This window comes from Burkholderia orbicola, from assembly GCF_900100915.1.
Taxonomy (GTDB): domain Bacteria; phylum Pseudomonadota; class Gammaproteobacteria; order Burkholderiales; family Burkholderiaceae; genus Burkholderia; species Burkholderia orbicola.
Genome location: NZ_FNKW01000003.1, coordinates 268,170 through 290,650, shown reverse-complemented (window position 1 = coordinate 290,650; position 22,481 = coordinate 268,170). Strand labels below are relative to the sequence as shown.

The following is a 22,481-nucleotide window of genomic DNA, read 5'->3' as shown; positions in this document are numbered from 1 at the left end:
GCTCACTTCGTCACTGGGTCTTTCATGGTTCGGCGTCGCCCCGCTTTCTTCGCAGTCGCTTCCGCACTGCCCCTCGCGCTAGCCGCCTGCAGCGGAAAAGCGCCGTCCGATCCGCGCACGGAAGCACCGCTCGTGCGTACCGCCATCGTGCAGGCGGCCGTTCCCGCGTCCCGCTCGTTCACCGGCACCGTCGCCGCGCGCGTGCAGAGCGATCTCGGCTTCCGGGTGTCCGGCAAGGTGCTGGAGCGGCTCGTCGATACCGGTCAAACCGTCAAGCGCGGCCAGCCGCTGATGCGGCTCGACCCGGTCGACCTGAAGCTCGCGGCGCGCGCCCGCGACGAAGCCGTCGCCGCCGCCCGGGCCCGCGCGCGGCAGACCGCCGAGGACGAAGCGCGCTACCGCGACCTGCGCGGCACCGGCGCGATATCGGCATCGGCCTACGACCAGATCAAGGCCGCCGCCGATGCCGCGAAAGCGCAACTGAGCGCCGCCGAGGCCGACGCCGACGTCGCGCGCAACGCGACCGGCTATGCGCAACTCGTCGCGGACGGCGACGGCGTCGTCATGGAAACGCTCGCGGAGCCCGGCCAGGTCGTCAGCGCGGGGCAGCCGGTGGTGCGGCTCGCGCACGCCGGCAGCCGCGAAGCCGTGATCCAGTTGCCCGAAACCCTGCGTCCGGCGATCGGATCGGTCGCGCAGGCCGGGCTGTTCGGCAAGCCGGACGTCAGCGTCCCCGCGACGCTGCGCCAGCTTTCCGATACCGCGGATGCGAGAACGCGTACTTTCGACGCGCGCTACGTGCTGCAAGGCGCGCTGGCCGCCGCCCCGCTGGGCGCGACCGTCACGATCCGCATCCCGGACGACGCGCGCGCGGCTTCGCCACGCGGCATGCAGGTGCCGATCGGCGCGCTGCTGGACGCGGGCAAAGGGCCCGGCGTGTGGGTCGTCACCGGTGAACCGGCCAAGGTGACGTGGCGGCCGGTCAAGGTCGAGCATCTCGACGACGACAGCGCGCGCGTAGCCGGCGACGGCGCGCTCAAGCCAGGCGAGCGCGTCGTCGCGCTCGGCGCGCAGCTGCTGCGCGAAGGCGAAGCGGTGCGCGTGTCCGCGCCGGTCGCGACGGTCGCGAGCGCAGGAGCACGGCCGTGAGCGAGCGACGATTCAACCTGTCGGCGCTCGCGGTGCGCGAGCGCGCGATCACGCTGTTCCTGATCTGCCTGATTTCGCTGGCGGGCCTCGTGTCGTTCTTCAAGCTGGGCCGCGCGGAAGACCCGGCGTTCACGATCAAGGTGATGACCATCATCACCGCATGGCCGGGCGCCACCGCGCAGGAAATGCACGACCAGGTCGCCGAAAAGATCGAAAAGCGCATGCAGGAGCTGCGCTGGTACGACCGCACCGAGACCTATACGCGCCCGGGCCTCGCGATCACGACGCTGACGTTGCTCGACAGCACGCCGCCGTCGGAGGTGCAGGAGCAGTTCTACCAGGCGCGCAAGAAGATCGGCGACGAGGCGACCAACCTGCCGGCCGGCGTGATCGGCCCGATGGTCAACGACGAATACGCGGACGTCACGTTCGCGCTGTTCGCGCTGAAGGCCAGGGGCGAACCGCAGCGCCTGCTGGTGCGCGACGCCGAAGCGTTGCGCCAGCGGCTGCTGCACGTGGCGGGCGTGAAGAAGGTCGACATCATCGGCGAACAGCCCGAGCGCATCTACGTGCAGTTGTCGCACGACCGGCTCGCGACGCTCGGCGTGAGCCCGCAGGAGGTGTTCTCCGCGCTCAACGGCCAGAACGTGCTGACGGCGGCCGGCTCCGTCGAGACGCGCGGGCCGGAGATCTTCATCCGCGTGGACGGCGCGTTCGACAAGCTGCAGAAGATCCGCGACACGCCGATCGTCTCGCAGGGCCGCACGCTGAAGCTGTCGGACATCGCGACCGTCGAACGCGGTTACGAAGATCCGTCGACGTTCTTGATCCGCAACAACGGCGAGCCCGCGCTGCTGCTCGGCATCGTGATGCGCGACGGCTGGAACGGGCTCGACCTCGGCCGTGCGCTGGACCACGAAGTCGGCGCGATCAATGCGGGGCTGCCGCTCGGCATGAGCCTGACCAAGGTCACCGATCAATCGGTCAACATCAGCTCGGCCGTCGACGAGTTCATGGTGAAGTTCTTCGCCGCGCTGCTCGTCGTCATGCTGGTGAGCTTCGTCAGCATGGGCTGGCGCGTGGGTCTCGTGGTCGCCGCGGCCGTGCCGCTGACACTGGCCGTGGTGTTCGTCGTGATGGCCGCCACCGGCAAGAACTTCGACCGCATCACGCTCGGCTCGCTAATCCTCGCGCTCGGGCTGCTGGTCGACGACGCGATCATCGCGATCGAAATGATGGTCGTGAAAATGGAGGAAGGCTACGGGCGCGTGGCCGCATCGGCCTATGCGTGGAGCCATACGGCCGCGCCGATGCTGGCCGGCACGCTGGTGACCGCGGTCGGCTTCATGCCGAACGGCTTCGCGCGCTCCACCGCCGGCGAATACACCAGCAACATGTTCTGGATCGTCGGGATCGCGCTGATCGCATCGTGGGTCGTGGCGGTGGTGTTCACGCCGTACCTCGGCGTGAAGATGCTGCCCGACTTCAGGAAGATCGAAGGCGGCCACGATGCGATCTACGACACGCCGCGCTACAACCGTTTCCGCCAGGTGCTGACGCGCGTGATCGCGCGCAAATGGCTGGTCGCGGGGTCGGTCGTCGGCCTGTTCGTCCTCGCCATTCTCGGCATGGCGGTCGTCAAGAAGCAGTTCTTCCCGATCTCCGATCGCCCCGAGGTGCTCGTCGAGGTGCAGATGCCGTACGGCACGTCGATTTCGCAAACGAGTGCCGCCGCATCGAAGGTCGAGGCGTGGCTCGCGAAGCAGAAGGAAGCGCGCATCGTCACCGCGTACGTCGGCCAGGGCGCGCCGCGCTTCTACCTGGCGATGGGGCCGGAGCTGCCCGACCCGTCGTTCGCGAAGATCGTGGTGCGCACCGACAGTCAGGAAGAGCGCGACGCGTTGAAGGCGCGCCTGCGCCGCGCGGTCGCCGACGGCCTCGCGCCGGAAGCGCGCGTGCGCGTCACGCAACTCGTGTTCGGCCCGTATTCGCCGTTCCCGGTCGCATACCGGATCACCGGCCCCGATCCCGACACGCTGCGCGGCATCGCGTCGGAAGTCGGGAACGTGATGAACGGCAGCCCGATGATGCGCACCGTCAATGCCGACTGGGGCACGCGCGCGCCGACGCTGCATTTCACGTTGCAGCAGGACCGCCTGCAGGCGGTCGGGCTGACGTCCAGCGCGGTCGCGCAGCAGTTGCAGTTCCTGCTCACCGGCGTGCCGGTCACCGCGGTGCGCGAGGATATCCGGACCGTGCAGGTGATCGCGCGTTCGGGCGGCGATGCGCGGCTCGACCCCGCGCGACTCGACGACTTCACGCTCGCCGGCGCGAACGGGCAGCGCATTCCGCTGTCGCAGGTCGGCAAGGTCGACGTGCGGATGGAGGAACCGATCATGCGCTGGCGCGATCGCGTGCCGACGGTCACGGTGCGCGGCGACATCGCCGAGGGCTTGCAGCCGCCGGACGTATCGGCCGCGATCACGAAGCAGCTCCAGCCGATCGTCGACAAGCTGCCGAGCGGGTATCGGATCGAGCAGGCCGGCTCCATCGAGGAATCGGGCAAGGCGACGACGGCGATGCTGCCGCTGTTCCCGATCATGCTCGCGATCACACTCGTCATCATCATCTTCCAGGTGCGCTCGATCTCGGCGATGGTGATGGTATTCATGACCAGCCCGCTCGGCCTGATCGGCGTGGTGCCGACGCTGATCCTGTTCCGGCAGCCGTTCGGCATCAACGCGCTGGTCGGGCTCATTGCGTTGTCGGGAATCCTGATGCGCAACACGCTGATCCTGATCGGGCAGATCCACCAGAACGAACAGGCGGGGCTGGACCCGTTCCATGCGGTCGTCGAAGCGACCGTGCAGCGCGCGCGCCCGGTGATCCTCACCGCGATGGCGGCCGTGCTCGCGTTCATCCCGCTCACGCATTCGGTGTTCTGGGGCACGCTCGCGTACACGCTGATCGGCGGCACGTTCGCCGGCACGATCCTCACGCTGGTGTTCCTGCCGGCGATGTACGCGATCTGGTTCAGGATCAGGCCCGGCCGTGCCGCCGGTTCGCATCACGGCGAGCCCGAACCGGCGTCGCTGCCCGACTCCACGCTTGCGGCCACGCTCGACGCACGCAACTGACCGTTCCATCATTCACCCGCTCGAAGGAAGCAACCATGTCGAACCCTACCGTTGTCGTCGTGACCGGCGTGTCTTCGGGCATCGGGCGCGCGGCCCTGTCTGCGGCAAGCGGGGTTCCCGCGCAACGATAGCCGTCGATCACCGCCGCAGCACCGCCACCGCCTTGATCTCGACGATATAGCCGGGCGAGCCGCCGAGCATGTGCGCGCCGACGGCCGTCCACGCCGGCCGCGGATGCGCATGGAAATGGCGGTCGCGCACCTGCATGAACAACGGCAGGTCGCGCATGTCGGTGTGAAAGGTCGTGAGGTCCACGACGTCGTCGAACGAAGCGCCGGCCGCTTCCAGCACGTGCTTCAGGTTCTCGAACGCCTGCACGATCTGCGCTTCGCGACCTTCGACCAGCTGCATCGCGGCGTCGCGGCCGATCTGGCCGGATACGTAAAGCGTATCGCCGGCCCTCAGTCCCGGCGCATAGCCGATCTTCTCGTACACCGCTTCCATTCCCGACGGAACGACGGCTTTGCGTTCGTGCATGATTGTCTCCGTGGCCGGTGGCGTCGCACCGGTCGTCTGGTTGTCGATGAAAGCTGTCGATGAATCAAGGCAACCGGTACGCCGCTCAACCCGTATCGCCACCCGCGACCGGCAGCACCGTGCCGGTGATGTAGCTCGCCTCGTCCGACGCGAGAAACAGGATCGGCGCGATCTGCTCGTCGAGGCTGCCGTAGCGCTTGAAGTACGTCGATTCCGTCACCTGCCGCACGGCCTCGCCCATCCACGCCTGTTCCTGCTCGGTGTCGCCGGCCGCATTGCGCGGCACGCGGCGCGGCGGCGCGCTGGTGCCGCCCGGCGCGGTGGCGACCACGCGGATGTGGTGTTCCGCATATTCCATCGCGAGCGCCGACGTCAGCGCATTCACGCCGCCCTTCGCCGCCGAATACGGCACGCGGCGAATGCCGCGCGTCGCGTTCGACGAGATGTTGACGATCGTGCCGCCGCCACGCGCGATCAGGTGCGGCAGCGCCGCGTGACAGGTATAGAGCGTCGGCATCAGCGAGCGGCGGATTTCCGCGTCGATCTGCGCCGGTTCGAACTCGGCGAACGGACGCATGCGAATCGCGCCGCCGACGCCGTTGATCAGGATGTCGATGCCGCCGAACCGCTGCACTGCATACGCGATCGCCGCGTGCGCGCCCTCATAGGTTTCGAGATCGGCGCCGAAGCCTGCCGTCTCGCCACCGGTCGCCTCGGCCGCCACGTCGGCGACGAAATCCGCGCGATCGACGAACAGCACCTTGCCGCCCTCGGCTGCCGCGCGCAGCGCGACACCGCGGCCGATGCCCTGCGCCGCGCCGGTGACGACGACGACCTTGCCGGAGAATCGTTGCATGGTCATGCCGCCTTTGCCGTGACGTTGGGGGTGAACTTCTCGTAGTGGAAGCTGTTAGGCTTCACGCCTGCGTCGTCGAAATACTGGCGTACCGCATCGACCATCGGCGGCGGTCCGCACAGATACACGTCGACATCGCCGTCGTTCAGCGCGTCGGCCGGAATGTGCTGCGTGACCCAGCCCTTGCGCGCGTGGGTCGACGCCGAATCGGCAACGACCGTCGCGAAGCTGAAGTTCGGCAGCTTCGCCGCCAGCGCTTCGATCGCATCGACCAGCACGAGATCGAGATCGCGTGTCACGCCGTAGACCAGGTGCACCTTCTGCTGCGACTCGCTGCGCGCGAGCACCTCGAGCATCGACAGGAACGGCGCGAGGCCCGTGCCGCCGGCAAGGAACAGCAGCGGCCGCGCCACGTCGCGCAGGTAGAAGCTGCCGAGCGGCCCGTGCAGTTCGAGCGTGTCGCCGAGTTTCGCCGATTCGAGCCACGTGCTCATCACCCCGCCGTGGATCTTCTTGATCAGGAATCCGATCTTCGTGTCGCCCGGCGCGGACGAGAACGAATACGAGCGATGCTGGCCACTGCCCGGCACGCCGATGTTCACGTACTGGCCCGGCAGGAACGCCGGTGCGCTCGCGCCGACGTCGAGTTCGAGCACGACGGCCGCATCGTTGTGCTGCTCGACCTTCGTGACCGTCGCGGCAAAAGCGCTCTGCCCGGTCTTGCACGCGACCGACGACGTCGGCACCGCGATCACGCAGTCGCTTTGCGGCACCATCTGGCACGTCAGCACGAGGCCGCCGTCCTTCTCGGCCTCGGTCAGCGCATCGTCGATGTAATCGTCGCCGAGGTCGTAGTGCCCGCTCTCGGCGCGGCACTTGCAGGTGCCGCACACGCCGTCGGAGCAATCCATCGGCAGGTTGATCTTCGCGCGGAAGGCCGCATCGAGCACCTTCTCGCCGGCCTTGCAGTCGATGAAGCGGGTTACCCCGTCCTCGAAATTCAATGCAATCTTGTAGCTGGACATCGCGTCACCTCCACTTCCTTTCATGGCAAACCAACGGCATCAGACGTGATAGACGTCGAGCACCTGCCGGATGTAGTCGTTCTTCAGCACGATCTTCTTGCGTGAAATCAGCAGCGCGTCGCCCGTGCGGCGCAACGTGACGAACATCGTGCCGAAGAAGTGATCGGTCACGCGGTAACGGTGGTTCAGCGTGTGGAAGTTGTAGCGCACGTCGACCTCGTCGTCGCGCTCGGCCAGCACCTCGACGTTCGTCACGTTGTGGCTGGTGCGCGGCTCGGGCGTCGATGCGCCGCTGCGCTCGGTCTTGATCCGGAACACGCGATCCTCGAGGCCGCCGCGATCCGCGTAATACATCAGCGAGATCTCGCTGCGCGGATCGTCGGTCGGCCGGTCATCGTCGTCCCATGCGGGCATCCAGTACGTGACGTCCTCCGTGTAGCAGGTCAGCCACGCGTCCCACTCACGATCGTCGAGCAGGCGCGCCTCGCGATACAGCGCCGCGCAAATCGTCCGGTAATCGAAGCTCATGCCGCCACCTCCCCGCGTTCCTTCTTCAGCGCATCGCGCATCACGTTCACCCAGTGTTCGTGCTGGCACACGAACAGCCCTTCGTCCTCGCTGCGTTCGCCCGAAATGCGCGGCTTCAGCCCCATCTTCCGCGCGTTCTCGTCCGGCCCGTCGACCCACAGCGGCGCACCGCGCGACAGGTCGTTCCACATCGCCGTGATGCCTGCATAGCCGGCCTGGCACGCGCGAAACTCCTCGAGATCGTCGGCCGTGCCCATGCCGGTCACGTTGAAGAAATCCTCGTACTGGCGAATCCGCGTCGTGCGGTCGGCCTCGCTCTCGCCCTTCGGCGCGAAGCAGAAGATGCTGACTTCCGTCTTGTCGACCGCGAGCGGCCGCACCACGCGAATCTGCGTGCTGAACTGGTCCATCAGGAACACGTTCGGGTACACGCACAGGTTGCGCGTCTGGTTCACGATGAAATCGGCCTGCACGTCGCCCACGCGCGCCTTGATCTCGTCACGATGCTGGTACACGGGCCGCACTTCCGGGTTCATCGTCCGGGTCCACAGCAGGATGTGGCCGTGGTCGAAGCCGTACACGCCCGCGACCGACTTGCTCCAGCTGTTCGCGTCGACCGCCTTGGTGCCGTCTTCCTTGCGGCGGCCCATCGTCGCCGCATAGTTCCAGTGCACGGTGCTCACGTGATAGCCGTCGCAGCCGTTCTCCATCTGCATCTTCCAGTTGCCTTCGTAGATGTAGGACGAGTTGCCGCGCAGCACTTCGAGCCCGTTCGGCGCCTGCTCGACGATCTGGTCGATGATCACGCGCGCTTCGCCGAGGTAATCCTCGAGCGGCAGCACGTCGGCGTTGAGGCTGCCGAACAGGAAGCCGCGATAGTTCGCGAAGCGCGCGACCTTCTTCAGGTCGTGCGAGCCGTGCGTGTTGAACTGCACCGGATACTCGGTCGTCTTCTCGTCCTTCACCTTCAGCAGCTTGCCGGTGTTCGAGAAGGTCCAGCCGTGGAACGGGCACGTGAAGCTGCCCTTGTTGCCGTGCTTGCGGCGGCACAGCATCGCGCCCTTGTGCGCACACGCATTGATGACCGCATGCAGCTCGCCGGTCTTGTCGCGCGTGATGACGATCGGCTGGCGGCCGATCCATGTCGTGTAGTAATCGTTGTTGTCGGGAATCTGGCTTTCGTGCGCCAGGTACACCCAGTTGCCCTCGAAGATGTGCTTCATCTCGAGCTCGTACAGCTCCGCGTTCGTGAAGATGTCGCGGCGGCAGCGGAAGATGCCGGCCTCCTTGTCATCCTGCACGGCGGTTTCCAGCAGATGATCCAGGTCGTTGGTGTGGTCGATCGTGGCGGACATGATGGCTCCTCCCATGCGCGTGCCGCGTCCTGCAAGCACGCTCGCATCGGTATCGGTTGAATCTCGGGGTGACCGGCCGGCAGCGGCGGCGCTCGCGCGCCGCCGTGCCGCCGGCGGTTATGCGGTGGCGGACGCGCGCAGGCGTTCGACGATCTGGTTGTCCTTGCCTTGCACGCGCGACGTCAAGACGAAGTTGAATTCGATGTCCTGGTACGCGTCGGCCTTCATGCCGAGCGCGGTGCCGCCGGTCTTTTCGGTCACGGGCGGAATCAGCTCCTCGCGCGTCGCATACGCGAAGTCGTCCCAGATCAGCGGATCGCCGTCGATGTTGAACTGCGTCGTCAGCTTGCGGTGAGCGGGGCTATCGACGAAGAAGTGCACGTGTGCGGGGCGGTTGCCGTGGCGGCCGAGGCGATTCAGCAGTTGCTGCGTCGCGCCCTGCGGCGGGCAGCCGTAGCCGACCGGCATCAGTGTGCGGAATTCGTATTTGCCGTCGGCGCCCGTCTTCACCGCGCCGCGCAGGTTGAAGTCGCTCTGCTTGCCGGTCGGGTCGAAATGCGAATAGAAGCCGTGCGAGTTCGCATGCCAGCATTCGACCACCGCGCCGGCGATCGGCTTGCCGTCGAGACCGGTGACCGTGCCGTGGATCACGAGCGGGCCCGCGCCGTCGTCCGCGTCGAGGTCGATCTTCGCGACGCCGTCACGCACCGGTGCGCCGGCCACGTACAGCGGCCCCTCGATCGTGCGCGGCGTGCCGCCGTCGAGGCCGATCGCCTCGTCCTCGGCGTCCATCCGGATGTCGAGATACTTCTCGAGACCGAGGCCTGCCGCGAGCAGCGCTGCTTCGCCATCCTGACCGAGCTTGTTCAGGTAGTTGACGCCCGCCCACACTTCGTCGGGCGTGATGTCGAGATCGTCGATCGCCTTGAACAGGTCGCCGAGCAGGCGCAGCACGATCTGCTGCGTACGTGCGTCGCCGTTCGTGCCATTTCCGCCATTCCCGGCCGTGTTCGATGCAGCTTTCAGCAGGTCCTGCACTTCCGTCGTGTCGAAAACTTTGACGCTCATGATGCTGTCTCCATGTGTATTTGGGGGGTGACGGTCCTTGCCTGACTCGGTTACCGCGCGACTTTCGTCAGCCCGTCGCGGGTGAAGCGCCTGATCTTGTCCTCGTCGAGCGCGATGCCGAGACCGGGGCCGTCCGGCACGGTCAGTTCGAAGTCGCTGTAATCGAGTGGCTGCGTCAGGATTTCCTCGGTGATCAGCAGCGGCCCGAACAGTTCGGTGCCCCACTGCAGGTTCGCGACGCTCGCGAACAGGTGAGCGGACGCCACCGTGCTGAACGCGCCTTCGAGCATCGTGCCGCCGTACAGCTCGATGCCGGCCGCATCCGCGATCGCGGCCACGCGCTGCGCGGCGAAGAGGCCGCCGCTCTGTTCGATCTTGATCGCGAACACGTCGGCGCCGTGATGCTTCGCGATGTCGAATGCGCTGTCGGGGCCTTGCAGGATTTCATCGGCCATCAGCGCGACGGGGAAGCGGCGCATCAGGCGCGCCAGCGCCGCGGCGGACGCCACCGGCTGCTCGACCAGTTCGCAGCCCGCATCGGCCAACGCCGGAATCGCGCGCGCGGCCTGCGTTTCGCTCCACGCCATGTTCACGTCGACACGCACCGATGCGCGATCGCCAAGCGCCTTCTTGATCTCGGCCACGTGGCGGATATCCGTTTCCGGTGCTTTCGCGCCGATCTTCAGCTTGAATACGTTGTGGCGGCGCAGGTCGAGCATGCGTTCGGCTTCGGCGATGTCGGTGGCCGTGTCGCCCGACGCGAGCGTCCAGGCAACCGGCAGACGATCGCGGCGGCGGCCGCCGAGCAGTTCGCTGACCGGCACGCCGAGACGCTTGCCGTGTGCGTCGAGCAGCGCGGTTTCGAGCGCGCTTTTCGCGAAATGGTTGACCTTCGCGAGCTTGCCGACGAACGCCATCAGCGTCTGGACACGCGTCGCATCCTTGCCGACGATCGCCGGTGCGAGGTACGCGTCGATCGCAAGCTTCATCGCTTCCGGGCTTTCCGGGCCGTAGGCCATTCCCGCGATCGTCGTGCCTTCGCCGATACCGGTCACGCCGTCGCTGCAAAAGATCTTCACCAGCATCAGCGTCTGGCCGTGCATCGTGGCCACCGACAGCTTGTGCGGGCGGATCGTCGGCAGATCGACGAGGCGGGTTTCGATGCGTTCGATGGTGGCGGAGGACATGGGGCGCGCTGCGTGGGGGTGGTTCATGGAACGGATTTATACGCGGCGGGGAAATGGGGCGTCCAATACTTTTAGGCGGGATTTTTGATACCTGATGGGTATTGAAACCTGGCAATGCATGCGGAATATTGCGGTGCGTCATACCTGTTTTGATGAGGTAGGCTGGCGGGGAGGCTTGATGGAGCAGGTTGTGCGGGGTTGGGGATCGTTTGGGCGGCGGGCCGACTGCGGCTGCTTGTGACAGCGGGAAAATCGGCTGAAAACCGGCGGCCTGGCGAGTCGATCAGGGTTTTCCTGACGGGAAAAACGGGGGCTAGCCGTCCGGCCTGCGGCTTCGGTGTCGGTTTCCGAGCACGAGGGGAAGGAAGTGAGCAGGCGGATATCGACGTTCGTCGCCGATGTTCGTCGGTCGTCAAAAGCCGACGGCCACTATCGGGTCAGAGCTCGACGATGCCCCATGACGCTCGACGCGTCGCGCTTCAAACTATTCCGGGGAGGAATGACAGCTATCACCCGGTGCTGCCTTCTGCGGATTCGCGCTTGCCCTGAAGATCCAGAGGCCCTCTTCCTCTTTTACTTTTTCAGGTAACGCGCAATGAATATGCTCTTCACCCCGACTCGGGTCGGCCCCTATCCGCTCGCTCACCGCGTCGTCATGGCGCCGCTCACACGGATGCGCACCGACGCGCACAACGTTCCCGGCGATCTGATGGTCGATTACTACGCACAGCGCGCCTCGTCGGGGGGGCTGCTGATTTCCGACGCAACCTCCGTGTCGCCGCTCGGCTTCGCTTATGTGGATGCGCCGGGCATCTACACCGAAGCACATGCACACGGCTGGCGACGTGTTGTCGACGCCGTCCACGCGAAAGGAGGACGCATCTTCGTGCAGCTGTGGCATGCGGGACGACAGGCGCATCCCGCCAACATCGGCGCAGAATTGCCGGTCGCGCCTTCTGCCGTGCGCGCCTATGAACACTCGGCGATCCACGACGAAAATGGCCAGGTCATTGAAGTCGAACAGGTGCTCCCCCGGGCACTCGCGCTGGAAGAAATTCGCGGCGTGATCGAAGAATTCCGTCACGCAGCGGCGCTGGCGAAACAGGCGGGTTTCGATGGTGTCGAACTGCATGCCGCCAATGGTTACCTGCCCGACCAGTTCTTGCGGGACGGCTCGAATCACCGTACGGACGCATATGGCGGCTCGCTCGAGAACCGCGCACGCTTTCTGTTCGAGGTGCTCGATGCAATCGGTTCGGTGTGGGAGGCCGGCCGCATCGCGGTCCGTCTTTCGCCCGGGAGTTCGTACGGCACGATGTCCGACAGCGATCCGCATGCCACGTTCGGCTATGTCGCGCGTCGTCTGGATGACCATGGGCTCGCTTATCTGCATGTGGTCGAGCCGCGCGTGCGCGGTAACGATGACGTCGCCGCCGCGGCGTCGGCGGTCTCGGCGAAAGACTTGCGGCGCGTGTTCAACGGCACGCTCATCGCGGCGGGCGGCTTCACCGCGGATAGCGCGCATCGCATGATCGAGGCAGGCGACGCCGATCTCGTCGCATTCGGGCGCCTGTTCATCTCCAATCCGGATCTGCCCGAACGACTGCGCGTCGGGGCGCCGCTCAACCACTACGACCGCTCGACGTTCTATGGCGGCGATGCACGCGGCTACACCGATTATTCGTTCCATCGCCCGGCGCCGGTCATCTGAACCAGCCTGCACGCGCGGCTGGTTGGCTTTTACGAATCGTTTCCGTGGGCGTGCGTGCCATTCCGCCGGCAAGAACCGATCGCCCGCAGTTTCATCGGCCACGTGTTCCGACGCGCTAGACTTAAGCCTTTGCGCCTTGGCACATCCCAACCACGACACGGACTTCACGGTCCTTCACGGAGAAGCAGCGGCATGGACCGGATGGCAGCAATGGAAACGTACGTCAGCGTCGTGGAGGCAGGCTCGTTCTCGGCCGCCGCCAAGCGACTCAAACTCGGGCAGCCGGCCGTCTCGAAGTCGATCGCGCAACTCGAGGCGCGACTGGGCGTGCGACTTCTTTTGCGCTCGACACGCGGGCTGACGCCCACCGATGCCGGTCAGCGCTTCTACGAGCACGCGAAACGCGCCATCGAAGAAGTCGATCTTGCCGAGCAGGTCGCGCGCGATGCGTCTACCGGGTTGGCCGGCGTGCTGCGCATCAGCGCCGCCGTGACCTTCGCGCGGCTGCATATTCTCCCTTCGCTCAAGACGTTTCTCGATCGGCACCCTGACTTGCAGATCGATATCGTGCTGGACGACCGCAGCATCGATCTGCTCGAGAAAGGCGTGGACGTCGCCCTGCGCATGGGATCGCTCGACGATTCGACGATGACCGCGCGCCGCATCGCGCAAAGCCGCCGGCTGGTGGTCGGCACGCCGGCCTACCTCGCCGAGGCGGGCGTGCCGACCACGCCGGCGGACCTCTGTCAGCATCAGGTGATCGTGTATTCGCTGCGAGGCGGCGGCGAGTCCTGGGCGTTCAGCCAGCACGGCAAGGAAGTGGCGGTGGTCGTATCCGGACGCGTCAGCGTGAGCGCCGCCGAAGGCATGCGTACGACGGTGCTCGGCGGACTGGGCCTGGCGATCGCGTCGGAATGGATGTTCTCGCCGGAACTCGCCGACGGCACGGTTCAGGCGGTACTGACCGACTGGGAATTGCCCCCGATCGACCTGTGGGCAGTCTTTCCGGCCGGGCGCCTGGTCAGTGCGAAGGCAAGAGCGTTCATCGCCTTCGTCGAAGAGGTGCTCGGTACAGCCGGCAGCAGTCGTGCCGGCCCGCACTCAGAAAGCGAGCTTGCCGATTGATGCTCCGCCGTCGACGTAAAGCGTCTGACCGGTCATGAAAGCCGCCGCATCGGACAGCAGAAACGCGATCGTCGCGGCGATTTCATGCGGCTGGCCGAAACGGCCCATCGGCACGGCGGCGAGATAGCGCTTCTCGCCTTCGCTGCCCGGCGGATTGTTCGCACGAAACAGCGCGGTCTCGGTCGGGCCTGGCGCGACGGCATTCACCGTGATGCCGGTGCCGGCCAGTTCCAGCGCCCACGAACGCGCAAAACTCACGAGCGCCGCCTTGGCCGCTGCATACGCGGTGCGCTGCGTCATCCCCAGAATCGTCAGGCTCGAGATGTTCACGACACGCCCCCAGCCGCGGGCCCGCATGCCGGGAAGCAGCGCCTGCACCGTCTGCACGGCAGGATGAAGATTCAGCGCGAGAACGTCGTCGAGATCGTTCAGCGCGACCTCACCCAGACGCTGCGGCCTGACCAGCGCGACATTGTTCACGACGCCGTCGAACGTGTGACGACGCACGAGATCATCGAGCACCGCGCCCGTCGCGGCACGGTCGGCCAGATCGACGCGGACCAGCTCGCCCGGGAAATCGCTCGCGTCGCGCGCGAGGCCCACTACATGGTGGCCGTCGGCAATCAGCCGTTCCGTCAATGCGAGACCAATGCCCTTGGTCGCGCCCGTTACGAGAAATGTACGATGTGTCATCGAATGTCCTTTACGAACCGGAAGAAATCGACATGCCGCGACCGGTTCCCCCGGTGCGGCGTGGCAATCTGTGAGCGTTGAATGGCAAGGCTCAGGCGCTGGCTATCGCTTTTTCCAGAACCGGGAACATGTCCGACGGGTCCGGACGGCGCGTGTAATCGGGGTTGACCTCCGAATACAGCACGATGCCATTCTGACCGATCACATAGCGAGCGGGCATCGGCAACGTCCAGCTCGGGTCGTTATTGAACGCCGGCAGATCGTTCTTCAGGTTTTTGTACAGTTCGACCAGATAGTCGGGCAACGCGAAACGCAGTCCGAAGTCGGCACCCGTCTGACCGTTCACGTCGCTCAGCACCGGAAAACCCAGTTCGTTGGTGCGCACGGACTTGCGGCTATTGACCGCCGTCTGCGGCGAAATCGCCACGACGTTCGCGCCGTAGGACCGGATCTCCGGCAGCACTTCGTTGATCGCCTGCAATTCGATATTGCAGTATGGGCACCAGACGCCGCGATAGAACGTCACCACCAGCGGGCCCTTCACCAGCAACGCAGCGGAAGACACGTCGTTGCCATCCTGATCTTTCAGTTTGAAAGACGGCGCGCGGTCGCCGGCCTTGATCGCGCGACCCGCTTGCCCGCTCGCAATCAGTTCTGCGGTGGCGCGTTCCATCACCGGATGAATCTCCGGCGGTGCGTTGAACGGCGGCTTGCCTGCCTTGAAGTCGACCCGGAACGCGTCGAGTTTGTCTTGGAGTGACATGAGTATTCTCCGTCGAGAGGAATAGAGGAATAAGGAACGAACGAATCAGTGGGTTCAGGCCGCGTTTTGCGCTGAGGCAATGCGTGCCGCTTCGACCGCAGCGATACCTTCGAGCGCCGGGCCGTGGCCGATGCCCTCGTCGATCACGCGACGCAGGCCCGGCTCAGGCAGCGACCGGTTTGGTCCACTCGTTACCAGCCATGAAGCCGTCGAGTTCGGTGTGGACGATGTGGTTCGTGTAGTTGCTCATCACCTTGGTCGCCACACCCAGAATCACTTCAAGGACGTTCTGACGGGTGTAGCCGGCGGCGAGGAACGCATCGACATCGGCGTCCGGGACGAAGCCACGCTCACGCACCATGAGCGTCGTGAAGTGATGCAGCGCTTCGAGCTTGGCATCGGGCAGCGGCGTGCCCGCGCGCAGCGCGGCGATCACGCCTGCGTCCATCTTGATCATCTTTGCCAGCGTGCTGTGACCGGCCATGCAGTAGTGGCAGTCGTTCTCGAAGTTCGAGGTCAGGTAGACGACCTGTTGCTCATGCGGCGTCAGCGTGCTTTTCGAGAACAGATCCCACAGCGCCGAATTACCGGCCAGCAGCGCGGGCGATTCCGCCATATGCGCCTGAAGGTTGGGGACGAAGCCGAAGGCGCGCTTCGTGTCTTCGAGGCTGGCCTTCGACGCGGCCGGCGCGTTATCGATCGTGTAGGTGGGGAAGTGGCTCACCGTTTTGCTCCTGGTGGTTGACGGTGAACAAATGATGAAGGTCAGCGCCCGCTCGAAGAAGGCACGCGCCGTCGATAACAGTCATTCCTCGCAGGCATACCGCGATGGCGGTGCGGTTGGCGTGCACACGCTTGAAGAGACAGAGGGGCGCGACGGGAGGGCGTATTTCGATGCCGCCCGACGCGTTTCGACCAATTGGCTTTGGGGTGGGACCGGCCGCTCGCTGCAATTCGTTCAGGCCGCGTCAGCGGTCCAGGCCTACCATTGCCTCACATGCTCAGATGGCGTAGGCAAGCTCCCGCTCTTCCACTTTCTCGTTGAACGCATCCGTTCCAATGGTCGGCGCTTCGTCACAAGCACTGAAATGGTACCCGGCATAGTGCGCGAACATTCGAATGTCCTTCCCTCCGATGCGACGCTTTTGCAACGCGTATGCTCGAGCGGATTCGGAAAGAAAGAATCGATGTTCGCCGTTACCCGGCTCAACACTCACCAGCGACTTCTCGGTCAGTTCAGCAATGTCGCCGGCAACGTCAGACAGCGTATACCGCGCATCGCATACCAGCGCACGCAATGCCTCGAACGTAAAAGCACGCTGGAATGCCGCAACGTGACCCAAGAGCTTCTGACTCGACGGGCTCAGCGACGCAAAGCTCCAATCGAAGCTGGCCTGTAACGTCTGGTGGTGCGCAAGCGCCGTCCGATATCCCCGCGTCAGCAACTTGAAGCGATCGTCGAGAAATCCGTGAACACCTCGAACGCCCAATGCACCGATACGCCCGACTGCCATTTCGATCGCCAGTGGATTACCGTCGAGCCGACGGCAGATATCGCCAACGAGACGAGCGCTTTTTCTTAAAGTATCAAGGTCGCAACCCGACTGTCGCGCGCGCTGCAAGAACATTTGCACTGCCTCACAATCCAGCAGCTCTGCGATAGATGACTCCGGACGTGGCACCTGGAGCGGACGCACGTGGAAGACACGCTCACCTGATACCCTCAACGGCTCACGGCTCGTGACGAGTACCCGCAAGTTGCCAAGCCGCATGCAAACTGAATCGACCAGTCGAGCGACTGTATCGATGACGTGCTCGGCGTTGTCCAGCACCAGCAGCGTGCGGTCTCGCGGCAAAGCTGCGACCAGCGCGTCGACCGCCGACCTGTCGTCCCGTATCGGCAGGCCGAATGCCGTCGCGATTTTCTGCAAGACCGCTTCTGGCGAGGCGGCATCGGAAAGCGCGACGAAACGCGTGATATCAAAACGGCCGCTTACTGCCGCATGAGCAACTTCAATTGCCGCGCTCGTTTTCCCGACTCCCCCGGCGCCCACCAGTGTCAATATATGCGTCGTGTCCAGTATTGCCGCAATATTGGAGACCAGGCTGTCGCGTCCCGTGAGCGCCCCGTGCCGTCGCGGAATATCGCTGTCGCCCTGCCTGAGCGGTGTAGCCGGCGTCAAATTCGCGGTCGGGGCGGATCTCTGCGTCAGTTGGTAACCGCGACCGGGTACGGTCACAATCAGGTCGCGTTGTGGTCCGAGCAATTTTCGCAACGCGGAAATATGGACCTGCAGATTGTTTTCTTCAACTACCGTGCCGGGCCAGACCGCGGCCATCAACTCGTCTTTCGTGACGAGACGTCCCGCCGCCGACAACAGTACCGCGAGCACGTCAAATGCACGCGAACCGACATGGATAGCCTTCCCATCACGTCGTAACGAGCGCGTCGACAAATCGACTTCGAGTGTGCCCAGCAACATGACTCAGGCCTCGTCCATCAGACCAACCGGGCCACTGAGCCAGCAACCGCTGCTTTCATCGGCCGGATCGCGAAAGTTCACCGTGATCGCGGACGGACGTCCCATCGCCACACCCTGACGCACGACGATGCCGCGTCCCGCTCCGGTGACGAGCCCATAGCGATGCGCGCCGTACAGGAGCGCTGCCGCTGCGATGCCGGTCGCCGCGTCTTCCGGATAGCCGGACGCGCGCGGGAATTGCCGTGCGTCGAACACGTGCGGTGCATCGGCATCCAGCGCAAACGGATACAGACCGGTCGACGACAGCGCGTCGCATAGGGCTTCGATCACGTCGAGTTTCGGCGTGATCGCATTCAGCCGTGAGGGCGTGCGGATCGGCACCAGCGTTTTGGTGCGGCTCGTCGTTGCGTTGACGATGCCGAGCGGCAGCAGATCGCCCGCATCGAGGTTCAATGCATCGAGTGTCCTGGCAATGAGCGCCGCGTCGACAACCGGCTCGACGCGTCCCGCCGGCTGGCTGACTTCGATCCGCGCGTCGGACGCGTCGTACCGCGCGTCGACGCTGCCGCTCAGCGTTTCAATCAGCGCCGTGTTCGTGCGCCATGCGCCCGTGCGACGCAGCAGCCACAATGCGCCCAGCGTCGCGTGTCCGCACATCTCCATCTCGTGGTTGGGCACAAAAAAGCGGAAGCGGAAATCATGGTGCGGATCGACGGCGCGCATCACGAACCCGCTTTCCAGACCATACGCGCGGGCCATCTCTTTCATTTGCGCGTCAGACCAGCCGTTCGCGTCGAGCACAATCGGGGCCGGATTGCCGCCCTCGTCGGTGGTGGAAAATACCCGTACAAGCCGCACACGTTGTACGATGCTCATGCGCTTGCTCCCTAATTAACTCCGCCTATCGGTGTGCCGCCTTTTGTGAAGCCGGCGGGAAGGCCAGTCCGCCGTCCCTCGCAGCATGCACGGCCTGCGTTTTTTATTCGCTTCCATTTGGGCCGGAACATGCTCACTATCGGGCCATGGCGATTGGCGTCAGCGCGTTGCCCGTCCCTTATAAAGTCCCAAGTCGCAGGTTCCCGCCATGTTTTATCAGACGTCCAAATCGCACATTCCCGCCGACCGCGTGGCTGCGACCCGTCGCATCACGATGGCCGATTACGTGACGTCGTGGCACGAGCACGAAGAGTTCATGTTCCTGCTGCCGAGTCAAGGCACGCTGACGCTGACTTCGGAGTGTTCAAAGCATTCGCAACGCATCGGCGCCGGCGTGCTTGCGATGGTTCCTGCCGGGATTTTTCACGACACGACGAGCAATCCCGGAGAGCACTGCCATACGGCGGTCTATGCGGAGCGCGACTTCGTTTCGTTTTGTGCGCGCAAATCCAATGTCCGGATCGCCGGGGGCGATGCACCGCGCTACTGCGTGCCGCCGCCTGCTCTGCTTGGGGCACTGCGTTTGCAAACACAGTTCGACGCGGTCGACGAAACGGAGGAAGCGCACGATATGGCGCGGTATCAGAACGATCTGGTCGATCGGCTGATTGCGTCGGCGTGCGTGGCGGCGGTGCTCGGCGCCGAACCGAGCGGTGCCAATCCGAAGGTTTCGCGCGAGCAACTGGTCAGTGAAATCAAGGCGTACCTTGACGTCATGCTCGCGGAGCGGATCGATATCGAGACAATCGCTTCGGAATTCGCCATATCGCGACGTCATCTCACCCGGATCTTCCGCGAGGAAACCGGCGAAAGCCTCACCGATTATCAGCTCCGGCAACGGGTCATGCGCGCGCGTTCGCTCTTGAATGTTCCCGGCACGACCGTGCTGTCGGCAGCCCTGAGCGTAGGGATCGAATCGCCGTCCTACCTGGCAAGGCTATTTACCAAGTTCGGTCTGCCTGCGCCCCGCGATCTGAAGGCGTCCCGTGCTCGATGCAAGTGACGGCTGACCGCTCGCGATAAGCTTGCTGTCGGCGGTTTGGACGCTGCCGTGTCGTCACACTGCGTGCGGCACAAGTCCACACGGCAACTGTTCAATTTCCGCACACCGAATCGTATCCACCCGCCAATCCATGCGGGCGCGACGGATGGGAAAAAACCCGGATACCCCCGTTTCACCGCCGTCCCCTACCCTCGCGCGCATGCCGATCGACGCTCACGCAACGATCCGGCCGATCCGAAATCCCCAGGAGCGCACATGGATAGCAACACCCCCGCACTGTTCGACACCGACATCTGGCGCGGCAAGATCTTCACCGGCCGCTGGCACGCGAGCCCACAGGCGGCCGACGTGATCGAGCCGGCGACCGGCAACACGCTCGGCCGCATCGGTCTTGCCGACAGCTCGGCCATCGCCGAAGCATCAGCTACCGCGCACCGCGCCCAGCCCGCTTGGTTCGCCCTGCCCTACGACGACCGCGCAGCCGTCCTGCGCCGCGCCGCAGCCATCGCCGAAACGCACGCCGACGCAATCGTCGACTGGCTCGTGCGCGAAAGCGGCTCGACGCGCGCGAAGGCGGCATTCGAAACGTCCGTCACGATCAAGGCGCTGCACGAAGCGGCCGGGCTGCCGTCGCGCGCGGCCGGCGAAGTGCTGCCATCAGCGGCCGGCCGGCTGTCGCTCGCGCGCCGCCGCCCGCGCGGCGTGGTCGGCGTGATCTCGCCGTTCAATTTCCCGCTGTACCTCGCGATGCGCGCGGTGGCACCCGCGCTCGCGCTCGGCAACGCCGTCGTGCTGAAGCCCGATCCGCGCACCGCCGTGTGCGGCGGCATCGCGATCGCGCGCGTGTTCGAGCTCGCCGGCCTGCCCGAAGGCGTGCTGCACGTGCTGCCCGGCGACGGCGCCGCCGGCGCGGCACTGGTCGCCGATCCGCACGTCGCGATGATCCAGTTCACCGGCTCCACCGCCGCCGGGCGCAAGGTGGGCGAAGCGGCGGGCCGCCACCTGAAGAAGGTATCGCTCGAACTCGGCGGCAAGAATTCGCTGATCGTGCTCGACGATGCCGATCTCGACCGCGCGGTCGCCAACACCGCATGGGGCGCGTATCTGCACCAAGGCCAGATCTGCATGGCGACCGGCCGCGTGCTCGTGCAGCGTGCGATTCACGACCGCTTCGTCGCGAAGCTCGTCGAGAAGGCGCGCAGCCTGCGCGTCGGCGACCCGGCCAGCGGCGACGTCGGCCTCGGCCCGCTGATCAACGCCGCGCAACGCGACCATGCGGCGAACCTGGTCGACGCGGCCCGCCGCGCGGGCGCACGCGTGGAGACGGGCGGCGGCCATCGCGGCCTGTTCTTCGAGCCGACCGTGCTGAGTGGCGTCGCGCCGGGCAATCCGGCGTTCGATGAGGAGATTTTCGGGCCGGTCGCGATCGTCGTGCCGTTCGATACCGACGAGGACGCGATCGCGCTCGCGAACCGGACCGAATACGGGCTGTCGATGGCGATCCTGTCCGCCGACGTCGGCCGCGCACTGCGGATCGGCGAGCGCCTGAACACGGGGCTGCTGCACATCAACGACCAGACGGTCAACGACGAAGTGATCAACCCGTTCGGCGGCGTCGGCGCATCGGGCAATGGCTCGAGCATCGGCGGTGCGGCAAACTGGGAGGAATTCACGCAGTGGCAGTGGCTGACGATCAAGGGCGAAGCGCCGCCGTATCCGATTTGACGAGGAGACCGACCATGTACACCGAACACGACACACGCGCCGTTACCGCCGCCGTCGCGCGCGCCGCCGGCGCACCCTTCTCGATCGAAGCGGCCCGCATCCGCGCGCCGCGCGGCGACGAGGTGCTGGTGCGCGTCGTCGCGACCGGCTTGTGCCATACCGACCTGATCGTGCGCGACCAGTACTATCCGGTGCCGCTGCCGGCCGTGCTCGGTCACGAAGGCGCCGGCGTGGTCGAGGCGGTCGGCCCGAACGTGAAGACGCTCGCCGCGGGCGACCACGTCGTGCTGACCTACGGCGCGTGCGGTCACTGCACGTCGTGCGTCGGCGGTCACGGCGCGTATTGCCGGCAGTTCTTCGCGCTGAACTTCGGCGGCGCCGACGCGGACGGGCAGACCGCGCTTCGTGACGAATCCGGCCAGCCGCTGCACGATCATTTCTTCGCGCAGTCGTCGTTCGCGAGCTACGCGCTCGCCCGCGAGAACAACGCGATCAAGGTGCCGAAGGAAGCGCCGCTCGAACTGCTCGGCCCGCTCGGCTGCGGAATCCAGACCGGTGCGGGCGCCGTCATCAATTCGCTCGCGGTGCGCACCGGCAGCAGCTTCGCGAGCTTCGGCGCGGGCGCGGTCGGGATGAGCGCGGTGATGGCCGCGCGCATCGCCGGCGCAACGACGATCATCGCGGTCGACATCGTGCCGTCGCGGCTCGCGCTGGCGCTGGAGCTCGGCGCGACGCACGCGCTCAACAGCCGGGAAGTCGACGTCGTCGACGCGATCCGCGAGATCACCGGCGGCGGCGTCGACTTCGCGCTCGAATCGACCGGGCTGCCGGCCGTGCTGTCGCAAGGGATCGACGCGCTCGGCTCGCGCGGCACGATGGGCGTGGTCGGCGCGCCGAAGCTCGGCACCAAGGCCGAATTCGACGTGAACAGCCTGCTGCTCGGCGGCCACACGATCCGCGGCATCGTCGAAGGCGACAGCGTGCCGCAGACGTTCATTCCGCAGCTCGTGCAGCTGTATCTGCAAGGGCGGTTTCCGTTCGACCGGCTGGTGAAGTTCTATCCGCTCGACCAGATCAACCAGGCGGCGGAAGACAGCAGCAACGGCAGCACGCTCAAGCCGATCCTGCGTTTGCCGCATTGAACGCAACAGGCGCCGCCGGCCGCACGCCGACGCACATCGCCCGCATGCGGCGGCGCCT

The 22,481-nt window shown here is 65.5% G+C and carries 19 protein-coding genes; 7 read left to right on the top strand and 12 right to left on the bottom strand.

Going from position 1 to position 22,481, the window contains the following annotated elements:
• Nucleotides 1-24 precede the first annotated feature (24 nt).
• Entirely contained in the window at nucleotides 25-1,149 is a 1,125-nt protein-coding gene (locus tag BLS50_RS31170; protein WP_074807326.1) for an efflux RND transporter periplasmic adaptor subunit, read from the top strand.
• Complete coding sequence (locus BLS50_RS31165) at nucleotides 1,146-4,286, top strand: efflux RND transporter permease subunit (RefSeq protein WP_074807323.1); 3,141 nt, start codon at nucleotides 1,146-1,148, stop codon at nucleotides 4,284-4,286. Before BLS50_RS31170 ends, BLS50_RS31165 begins: the two co-directional genes overlap by 4 nt.
• Nucleotides 4,287-4,424: 138 nt before the next feature.
• On the opposite strand, the gene BLS50_RS31160 is transcribed toward BLS50_RS31165, so the two are convergent.
• The 7 genes from BLS50_RS31160 to BLS50_RS31130 form a co-directional block, all read right to left on the bottom strand.
• On the bottom strand, nucleotides 4,425-4,823 hold the full coding sequence (locus BLS50_RS31160) for a RidA family protein (RefSeq protein WP_074807320.1): 399 nt from the start codon (nucleotides 4,821-4,823) through the stop codon (nucleotides 4,425-4,427).
• Nucleotides 4,824-4,908: 85 nt separating this feature from the next.
• On the bottom strand, nucleotides 4,909-5,685 hold the full coding sequence (gene benD, locus BLS50_RS31155) for a benzoate diol dehydrogenase BenD (protein ID WP_074807318.1): 777 nt from the start codon (nucleotides 5,683-5,685) through the stop codon (nucleotides 4,909-4,911).
• Nucleotides 5,682-6,704 (bottom strand): benzoate 1,2-dioxygenase electron transfer component BenC, encoded by a 1,023-nt coding sequence (gene benC, locus BLS50_RS31150; RefSeq protein WP_074807315.1) that lies wholly within the window; start codon nucleotides 6,702-6,704, stop codon nucleotides 5,682-5,684. The genes benD and benC overlap by 4 nt, the downstream gene beginning before the upstream one ends.
• Before the next feature lie 39 nt (nucleotides 6,705-6,743).
• Nucleotides 6,744-7,232: a benzoate 1,2-dioxygenase small subunit gene (gene benB / locus BLS50_RS31145; protein WP_074807313.1), complete on the bottom strand. Its 489-nt coding sequence runs from the start codon at nucleotides 7,230-7,232 to the stop codon at nucleotides 6,744-6,746.
• Nucleotides 7,229-8,587: a Rieske 2Fe-2S domain-containing protein gene (locus BLS50_RS31140; protein ID WP_074807310.1), complete on the bottom strand. Its 1,359-nt coding sequence runs from the start codon at nucleotides 8,585-8,587 to the stop codon at nucleotides 7,229-7,231. Before BLS50_RS31140 ends, benB begins: the two co-directional genes overlap by 4 nt.
• Nucleotides 8,588-8,704: 117 nt before the next feature.
• Nucleotides 8,705-9,655, bottom strand: coding sequence for a catechol 1,2-dioxygenase (gene catA, locus BLS50_RS31135; RefSeq protein WP_074807307.1), 951 nt, complete (start codon nucleotides 9,653-9,655; stop codon nucleotides 8,705-8,707).
• Between the two features lie 50 nt (nucleotides 9,656-9,705).
• Nucleotides 9,706-10,842: a muconate/chloromuconate family cycloisomerase gene (locus tag BLS50_RS31130; RefSeq protein WP_074807305.1), complete on the bottom strand. Its 1,137-nt coding sequence runs from the start codon at nucleotides 10,840-10,842 to the stop codon at nucleotides 9,706-9,708.
• A 595-nt stretch (nucleotides 10,843-11,437) separates the two neighbouring features.
• Between BLS50_RS31130 and BLS50_RS31125 the strand changes: the two genes are divergently transcribed.
• The gene (locus BLS50_RS31125; protein ID WP_074807302.1) at nucleotides 11,438-12,553 is read left to right on the top strand and encodes an alkene reductase; all 1,116 of its coding nucleotides are present in this window, start codon (nucleotides 11,438-11,440) and stop codon (nucleotides 12,551-12,553) included.
• Between the two features lie 192 nt (nucleotides 12,554-12,745).
• The gene (locus BLS50_RS31120; protein ID WP_074807300.1) at nucleotides 12,746-13,678 is read left to right on the top strand and encodes a LysR family transcriptional regulator; all 933 of its coding nucleotides are present in this window, start codon (nucleotides 12,746-12,748) and stop codon (nucleotides 13,676-13,678) included.
• On the opposite strand, the gene BLS50_RS31115 is transcribed toward BLS50_RS31120, so the two are convergent.
• The 5 genes from BLS50_RS31115 to BLS50_RS31095 all read right to left on the bottom strand — a co-directional run bounded on the left by BLS50_RS31115 (nucleotide 13,655) and on the right by BLS50_RS31095 (nucleotide 18,493).
• Nucleotides 13,655-14,371, bottom strand: a complete 717-nt coding sequence (locus tag BLS50_RS31115) for an SDR family oxidoreductase (RefSeq protein WP_027808575.1) — start codon at nucleotides 14,369-14,371, stop codon at nucleotides 13,655-13,657. The genes BLS50_RS31120 and BLS50_RS31115 overlap by 24 nt on opposite strands.
• A gap of 91 nt (nucleotides 14,372-14,462) precedes the next feature.
• On the bottom strand, nucleotides 14,463-15,134 hold the full coding sequence (locus BLS50_RS31110) for a peroxiredoxin-like family protein (RefSeq protein WP_074807297.1): 672 nt from the start codon (nucleotides 15,132-15,134) through the stop codon (nucleotides 14,463-14,465).
• 163 nt (nucleotides 15,135-15,297) lie between these two features.
• Complete coding sequence (locus BLS50_RS31105) at nucleotides 15,298-15,858, bottom strand: carboxymuconolactone decarboxylase family protein (RefSeq protein ID WP_074807295.1); 561 nt, start codon at nucleotides 15,856-15,858, stop codon at nucleotides 15,298-15,300.
• Between the two features lie 277 nt (nucleotides 15,859-16,135).
• On the bottom strand, nucleotides 16,136-17,617 hold the full coding sequence (locus BLS50_RS31100) for an ATP-binding protein (protein WP_074807292.1): 1,482 nt from the start codon (nucleotides 17,615-17,617) through the stop codon (nucleotides 16,136-16,138).
• A 3-nt stretch (nucleotides 17,618-17,620) separates the two neighbouring features.
• Nucleotides 17,621-18,493 (bottom strand): PhzF family phenazine biosynthesis protein, encoded by an 873-nt coding sequence (locus BLS50_RS31095; RefSeq protein WP_074807289.1) that lies wholly within the window; start codon nucleotides 18,491-18,493, stop codon nucleotides 17,621-17,623.
• Between the two features lie 208 nt (nucleotides 18,494-18,701).
• On the opposite strand from BLS50_RS31095, the gene BLS50_RS31090 reads away from it, so the two are divergent.
• The 3 genes from BLS50_RS31090 (at nucleotide 18,702) to BLS50_RS31080 (ending at nucleotide 22,423) form a co-directional block, all read left to right on the top strand.
• Complete coding sequence (locus BLS50_RS31090; RefSeq protein ID WP_074807287.1) at nucleotides 18,702-19,556, top strand: helix-turn-helix domain-containing protein; 855 nt, start codon at nucleotides 18,702-18,704, stop codon at nucleotides 19,554-19,556.
• 255 nt (nucleotides 19,557-19,811) lie between these two features.
• Complete coding sequence (locus BLS50_RS31085) at nucleotides 19,812-21,281, top strand: benzaldehyde dehydrogenase (RefSeq protein WP_074807284.1); 1,470 nt, start codon at nucleotides 19,812-19,814, stop codon at nucleotides 21,279-21,281.
• Between the two features lie 14 nt (nucleotides 21,282-21,295).
• Nucleotides 21,296-22,423: an NAD(P)-dependent alcohol dehydrogenase gene (locus tag BLS50_RS31080; protein ID WP_074807281.1), complete on the top strand. Its 1,128-nt coding sequence runs from the start codon at nucleotides 21,296-21,298 to the stop codon at nucleotides 22,421-22,423.
• The last annotated feature ends 58 nt before the right edge of the window (nucleotides 22,424-22,481 follow it).